This is a genomic window from Mesorhizobium sp. YC-39 (assembly GCF_025753795.1).
Taxonomy (GTDB): Bacteria; Pseudomonadota; Alphaproteobacteria; order Rhizobiales; family Rhizobiaceae; genus Mesorhizobium.
Genome location: NZ_JAOWPS010000023.1, coordinates 1 through 7014, shown reverse-complemented (window position 1 = coordinate 7014; position 7014 = coordinate 1). Strand labels below are relative to the sequence as shown.

Annotated in this window: 4 protein-coding genes and 3 pseudogenes; 5 read left to right on the top strand and 2 right to left on the bottom strand. The window is 55.9% G+C overall.

Annotated features, from left to right (window positions below; genetic code table 11):
* Positions 1-623: 623 nt before the first annotated feature.
* The 5 genes and pseudogenes from OHD62_RS35430 to OHD62_RS35410 all read left to right on the top strand — a co-directional run.
* A pseudogene (locus tag OHD62_RS35430) lies at positions 624-818 on the top strand (tautomerase family protein); the annotation flags it as partial.
* Positions 819-1080: 262 nt separating this feature from the next.
* Positions 1081-1458: a SemiSWEET family sugar transporter gene (locus OHD62_RS35425; protein WP_263792389.1), complete on the top strand. Its 378-nt coding sequence runs from the start codon at positions 1081-1083 to the stop codon at positions 1456-1458.
* Positions 1459-1998: 540 nt separating this feature from the next.
* Positions 1999-3237, top strand: a complete 1239-nt coding sequence (locus OHD62_RS35420) for a M24 family metallopeptidase (RefSeq protein ID WP_263792387.1) — start codon at positions 1999-2001, stop codon at positions 3235-3237.
* Positions 3238-3464: 227 nt separating this feature from the next.
* Positions 3465-3836, top strand: coding sequence for a response regulator (locus tag OHD62_RS35415; protein WP_263792385.1), 372 nt, complete (start codon positions 3465-3467; stop codon positions 3834-3836).
* 484 nt (positions 3837-4320) lie between these two features.
* Positions 4321-4533: pseudogene (locus OHD62_RS35410) on the top strand (ABC transporter substrate-binding protein); the annotation flags it as partial.
* Between the two features lie 103 nt (positions 4534-4636).
* Here OHD62_RS35410 and OHD62_RS35405 read toward each other — a convergent pair.
* Together OHD62_RS35405 and OHD62_RS35400 are read right to left on the bottom strand one after the other, a co-directional pair.
* A complete protein-coding gene (locus OHD62_RS35405) occupies positions 4637-5527 on the bottom strand; it encodes an IS3 family transposase (RefSeq protein WP_263792384.1) in 891 nt (296 codons plus the stop codon).
* 181 nt (positions 5528-5708) lie between these two features.
* Positions 5709-6908: pseudogene (locus tag OHD62_RS35400) on the bottom strand (transposase); the annotation flags it as partial.
* Positions 6909-7014 lie beyond the last annotated feature (106 nt).

The window sequence follows — 7014 nt, the reverse complement described above, 5'->3', positions numbered from 1 at the left end:
ATTTCCCGCACCCTGATTAGTGATTTATGACCGCATGCGGGCTGTTCGCAAGCGTCCAAAAAGTCATGTGCCAAACAAGCTGAAGTCATGGCGCATCGGACAGCGGTGACGGCTTGGTGCCGACATTTTGCGAGCCTTAGATTCGCTCATGACCCCTGGTTATCCGGCGGGCCACTAATACTCATTTGAAGTGAGGTGCGCCGCTGCCTATAGCTCAGGTCCGTAGCATATTTGCGTAGTGGATCACGGCCCACATCGAGGCCAAATGTTTGACGGTTGCAGTTGGGTAATTCTGACGAAAGTCACCATGATCCAAAGAATGGAATTCGCGTGGCAGAGCGGCACATCTGGCTTCCGACCGGTCCCAGCCTTGATTTGGAAGTCGATGATGCGATGTCTGGCAGCCCAGAGCAGGGTTTTTGAGCGAAGGGCGCTAAGAGACTGTTTCGAAATTCGCTCTGGCGAGTCATATGGTGGTGGTTTCGAGAACCGGAGCGGACATTTGGGTCCGATAGCACCGGAAGCGCAGAAAACGCCATCAGATGGCCGCTAGAGTAGAGTTTCCAAACGGTTTCTAAGAAGGCGCTGTCAACTACGGCCAATATCGTTTTAGATGGCAACGAAGGAGTGAAGGTATGCCGGTTATTCATGTAGAAACGTTCAAGTCCGATGACGATAAGAAGGAACATTTGGCCGCTGAGATTACAAAATTATTTTGCGATAATATGAAATTAAGACCAGAGCAAGTCCATGTGGTCTTTGATGAATATGAGCCAAACAACTGGGCGACCGGGGGGAAGCTGTGGTCGAGGATCTGAAGCGACCTACTCTAAATGACCTCCGCAGTCTGAGCTTAGTCTATTATGTAGCGAAGGAAGCGCAAATGAACATGGCGTGCTTCCTGATGTCTTCAGGCTCGCCCGGGATGTGGTGTCTGGATGTCCTCCACCGGGGGGAGCGGAACTAAGCCACTCCGACTTGGGCGGATGTCATGATCTCAGTTGCCGAGCCTGCGCCGCTCATGCCGCGATTACCACCCGAAAGGGGTTAAACGGAAAAGCCAGCTGGCAAGCTCAAGCCATGGATTGGGTCACGATTGTTGGTTACCTCGCAGCTTTGTGCTCGGTGACCGCTTTTACCCCGCAAGCCTGGAAAATCATCAAAACCCGGGACACGAGCAGCATTTCTGCACTGATGTACGGAATCAACGTCTTGGGATTTGCCTTGTGGCTGACCTATGGGATCCTCAAGAATGACTGGGCGCTTATCATCACCAATGTGCTGATCCTAGCGCTTTCGGCCTTCATTCTCACCATGACACTCCTCCCTCGCGCGAAGAAGGATGCCGTTGCGGACGCTCTCGACCCTGCCTCCTCAAGCACCGAGCAGTCTGTCGGGCGGGCACGTATAGCCGATCCAGAGACAGGCGATCGAAATGACGCGAATCGCAACCTTTGACGTGAACCGCGTCAATGGTCGGCTTCTCATGCACCAAAATTCGTCGCCGATCGTCGTCGACGACCAAGAGCGCTGATCGGCAGAAGAAACGGATGCCTTCCTAAAGGCCCAAGCGGCCTTTGCTTTTGGCGCTTTCCAGGCCCTGGTGAAGGCCTCTACTCTACAAAAGCCTCGCCCCTTCCGGATAGTCTAGTCGCGCTAGCAACCTTGTTCGGACGCGTCATCAATATCGGATTGTCCAGCATAAGTGATGAGATTCTGGTATCTGGGAATGGTTGGACCGAATGATTTGGGCGTTCATCCCACCGGTTTGCAAGCGCCAAGAAGTCATGCGGTGTGCAAGCTGAAGTTCATGGCCCGGTGGACATAGGCGAACGGCCTCACGCAGCCTTTCGCTCCCTTGTGACTTGGTCATGACTCCTGGTTATCCGGCCGACCACTAATACTCATTTGTAGTGCGCTGCGCCGCTGCCTATAGCTTAAACCGTAGCGTTCCGCGTCACTGAACAGCAGAATAGTTGGGACATGTACGAGGGCTCCATGTCGAATGCCAATTCCGGTCCGGATCGGTTTGTGCTCAATGACGGCTGGAGTGACTTGCGGCAGTTTCGGCCCATGCCGGACATCGACTTTAAAAGGCTCGATGGATATCGCAAAGAGCGGCTAAGAGGGGCAATGCGCCAAGCTGATGTCGCGTTGTGTGTCCTGGTGAGCCCCATCACCCTCCGCTATGCGGTGGACTATAATGCATACCCTTTGTTTCAGTCGCATATCCCGGTCACCTATCTCTTTTTGCCACTTGATGGACCGCTCACTCTTCATCAGGGAATTGGCTCCGCGTCCTCCGCCGACCGAGCGAGGCAGGGAAGGCCGATTTCGTTTTTTGAAGGCGGCAACGAACTGGCGGAGGGCGCGAGGCTTTTCGCCGACGACATCGTTGGGTTCCTGAGCGAAATCGGGACCACCAATCGAAAGGTGGCGGTGGAATATGTGAACCCGAGCATAACCCAGGCCCTGCTGCAGCGCGGTCTTGAGGTAATTGATGCGGTGGACATCGTGGAGGGCGCGCGGGTCATAAAATCGGATGACGAGATAGCGTGCATCCGCTGGGCATGTGCGGTAGCCGAGCACGGCATTGCGCGTATGCAGGAGAGCATGGGACCCGGCGTGACGGAAGCGCAGCTTTGGGCACTTCTCAACTATACCAACCTCGCCAACCAGGGCGGCTGGCATGAGGGTCGAATGCTAGCTTCCGGGCCGCGAATTAATCCGTGGCTCCAGGAAGCCACCCAACGCGTCATCGAGGAGGGAGACCTCGTCGGGTTTGACACCGATATGGTTGGCCCATTTGGGTATTTCTGTGATGTTTCACGGACATTCTACTACGGGAAGGATCGGCCTAGCGCACGCCAGCGCCAGCTGTACCGGCTCGCCTACGACGAATTGCAGACGAACATGAAGCTTATTCGTCCGGGCGTCAGCATGAAGGATCTACAAGCATCAGCCTGGCCGGTGCCCGAAGAATTCCAAGAGCAGGCCTACCCTTGCGTCATACACGGGGTCGGCATGTGCGATGAATATCCGCAAGTTAAACCGATATTCCGCGGTCCGATAGCGTACGACGCGACCCTCGAAGCAGGCATGGTGATATGCGTTGAAAGCTATATTGGTGCTGTCGGCGAAAGAGACGGTGTGAAGCTCGAGGAGCAGCTCCTTGTGACCCCCGACGGGTATGAACTGCTATCGACCTACCCGTTTGAGGAGCGTCTTTTGGACTAAGGGTCGGGCTCCTTATGATTCATGGATTGCACATTGCATATAGATCAACGGAATGAATGAGCGGGTATTCCGCGATAGCTTGCCGATAAGCAAAGTCGTCTTGAGGCTCCTTGGCGGAAGGCGCTCATGGCAGGTACCGATCAGGAGCCGTTTCCGAAAGCCGGCCCGGTTGACTGAGCGGCAGGCAGTCGTCATTGCTATCCCGGCCGGCATGTTAGAGGAAATCCGTGGGAAGTTCCAAACTGCGCAACTGCAGCATTTTGATCGCGGAGGACGACTATACGCTTGCGTCCGACCTGAGGGACGCCTTTGTCAAGGTTGGTGCAAGCGTCATCCACCCGTCCTATACTATCGAGGACACTCTCGACGTCATCATGTCCTCATCGCCAATAGACGGCGCTATCCTAAGTGTGAACTTACAAGGCGAGGCAACTTTCGTTGCGGCTGAGCACCTATTGCGCCGCCAAATACCATTCCTATTCCTCGAGAGTCTGAATAGCTCGGATATTCCTCCCAGTTGCAGAACCGTTGATCGCTTCAAAAAGTCAATTGATGTCAGTCTTCTGACTGAGGCGCTGGGCGCGATGATCTCGGCGTGAAAGCTTTTTTGTCCTCATATACTGTCGCGCAACCTCGAATGTCTAGGTAATGTTAAATTTGAGATATTTTACATCTCGATAACTCCAACCATCGGACCTAATACCAGCGGCAATACAAGGAACAGAATGCACACGATTAAAGCCAACAGAGCTGCATAAAGCACTTCAACTGGAGTGGGACAATCGTCTCTCAAGGTCTCTCAATTCCTATCAACTTCTTGCTTACCAAAAATGTCAGGTAACTATACTTGACGATTGAATATTTATGCGCTGGGAAGGCCGTATATCCGGGTCGATCTCGCCAGGAATCGCCCGGACCATTGCGGACCTTGGCGGACCGCATTTATTCGGTGCCGGCCGTAGGGGCGGCCGCGAAGCTGCCGCACACGTAGGTCGTGCGTGCGCAGGTAAAGCATAACGCGTCGCGGGGTCTTAAGCTCTTTAAATTTGTCGAAGATCAGACGCAGCCGAGCCTGAACCTCTCGAACCGCGACTTCTTGAGAGTTGGCAGACGAATGAGGATGCAACGGAATATGTCCTGCACCTGCGGAAGGGTGTAAAGTGGAACAACGGCGACGAATTCACTGCGGACGACGTAATGGTCAATTTGCTGCGCTGGTGCGAACGGGACGTATCTGGAAATTCAATGGCGTCCCGCATGGCCACGCTTGTTGATGAAAGCACAGGGAAAGCGAAGGTGCGGATTCCAGGGAATGACCGGACGGGATTCCGATCAAAATCCGGACGGCATTTGCACCCCTAGACTGAGACACAGAAAATCGCGGACAGTTTCGCGTTAGCTACGCTGCCTTTTCCATCAGTCGTCTGCTTGAATGCTTCTTGATCAAATTGAACACGATTTGGCCGGAGCGGTTGTAGGTCAAGCCACCTGGCAGCGGTATGCGAAGCTCCCCCCGCGCGGCCTTCTGCCGGTCCCCTTGATGCAGGCGGATGCGGATCTGGTGCAGCTCCGCTTCACTCATGATCCCAAGGGCCACTTCCCAAGCGACGATGCGGCAACCAAGTTGCTCGCAAGCGTAAGGATTGCCGACACGGCTCATGCTCGCCTGGATGCCGCGGCGGTGCAGAAGTTCGGAGTACGCTCCGCACGCGTATTGAACGCCGCGGTCGGAATGATGCACGAGGCTCCCGGGTTCGGGTTGGCGATCAGCGATGGCCATCTCGATGGCCTCGATGGCAAGGCTTGCTCTGAGGTGCGTATCCAATGCCCAGCCGACCACCTTGCGGCTATAGGCGTCAAGCACAACGGCAAGGAAAGCAAACTCCTCAGCCAGATGCAGGAAAGTGATATCGGCAACCCATAGCTGGTTGACCCCATTGAGGATCATACCTCTGGCAAGATTGGGCACGACTTGCCAACCATGCCTGGAGTTCGTCGTCACAGGAACAAAGGGGCTTGCGCGCAGGCACAGCAGATTGTCTTCACGCATGATCCGTAGAACGCATTTGTGATTGACCTGCCACCCCTCCCGCCGCAGCAGGGCTGCGATCCGGCGGTAGCCGTAGTGCGCGTTGCCGAGAGCCAGCTTCTGAATGAGATCGCGCAAACCTGTCTCCGCCCGACGCGGGGCCGAATCCAGCCAGTGACGGTAATAGCTCGCGCGGCTCACGCCAGCGAGCCAGCACATTCTATCGATGTTGAATTCGCCTTGCGACAGGGCGGTCGTCATCTTTTCGATGACCTTGAAGATCCCGTTTCGCCAGAAGCTGCGGCGCGGCAATCAACGTGAGAGCGCGTATTGCCTCGCCCACGAGTGTTCCCAAAGAACAATGCCGTTGCCTCACTCGGATGTTCTCGATTGCCTCACTGGTTGTTCCCGAGATTTAGCCTCTGCCGATCCGGGGATGATCTCACCGCATGACCTCTACAATTTCCGTCCGCGCGGCATCGGCGAATGGCCCGAACACCAACGCATTGGCTTGCGTACTGCGCCAGATTTTCATTCGACGCTGCACGGTCCGAATGAGGCCGTCGGGATACACGCCGGGATATTTGACCTGCAAGCGCTCAAGCAACTCTCGTGACGTTCGCCAAGGCTCTGCCTCGAACCATTCCTCAAGCTCGGCAGTGACGGCAAGGAGAGGATCGGGTCTGCGCCGCTCTCGCTTGACCGCCGGCTTGGGGCGGGCGGTCGGGTTCACTTCCCCACCACGCCACGCAATCCGCAACCCGGACAGAAAGTCTTCGAGCGGCAATGCCTCGCCGTCGGCGGCAGCCGAACCGTCCGGCTTGTCGGCGATGTCGACCAACCTCTGTTGTGCCAGGCGTATGTCGCGCAGCAGCCGAACCGGATCGAGCGTCAGGTACATCGCCTTGAGGCGAAGGCGCGTATCCTCCGGCGTGCGTGCATCGTCAAGCAGCCGCTGATAGGGCGTGGCGGGACGATGATACCGCTTGACCACCCTGGCTCCGTCACGATGCTTTTCTTTCAACTTAAATGATGGCTGAAAGAAATTGATGAACAACCGCATCGAGGAATAAAGCTTGGCTAGCTCCCGTGTGGCTTGCAGTCCCTCGAAGCGTCGATATCCAACGATCTTACGCACGACCGCGCCATTCTTCTGCTCGACAAATGCCTGGTCATTCTTCCGGTAGGGGCGGCAACGGGAGAGTTCGATATTATCACGTAAGCAATACTCCTGAACGCTCTCGTTCATGAAGACGCTGTCGTTGTGGGTGTCGAAGCCCAGCAGCGGGAACGGCAGCAACTTGCGCAGTTCGGCCAACGCAGTGATCAGGACCGTTTGCTCGCGAACCAGCAGCGGCGCGCATTCCGTCCAGCCCGTGGCGATATCGGTCAACACCAGGGTTTGCGAGAAGGCGCCCTTCGCGTATGGGCCGGAATGAGAAACAAGATCCGCCTCGACAAAGCCGGGTGCGGGGTCATCCCAATCCGAGAAAGTCCGAACTGGAACACTACGCCGGATCGTCGTTGATCCTTTCCGCCGCCGCGGCCCGCTGGCACTCGCCTTAATGTCCTTGAGAACGCGATCAATCGTCGCTGGGCTCATCGTCAACAATTGCCGGCGGGTCTCGCTTGTCAAGCGAAGTGAGGATTTGACCCCTTTGGCGAAGTGAGGAACTGACCCCCTTCACTGGTTTGCTGTTTCGTTGGGTTCAAGCGTCGGTCCGGTCTTCTGCAGAAGGCCGGACCGA

Bases quoted from the DNA above. Each gene is read 5' to 3' on its own strand.
- OHD62_RS35405 (WP_263792384.1), bottom strand. From the start codon at position 5,527: ATGACGACCGCCCTGTCGCAAGGCGAATTCAACATCGATAGAATGTGC.
- OHD62_RS35420 (WP_263792387.1), top strand. From the start codon at position 1,999: ATGTCGAATGCCAATTCCGGTCCGGATCGGTTTGTGCTCAATGACGGC.
- OHD62_RS35425 (WP_263792389.1), top strand. From the start codon at position 1,081: ATGGATTGGGTCACGATTGTTGGTTACCTCGCAGCTTTGTGCTCGGTG.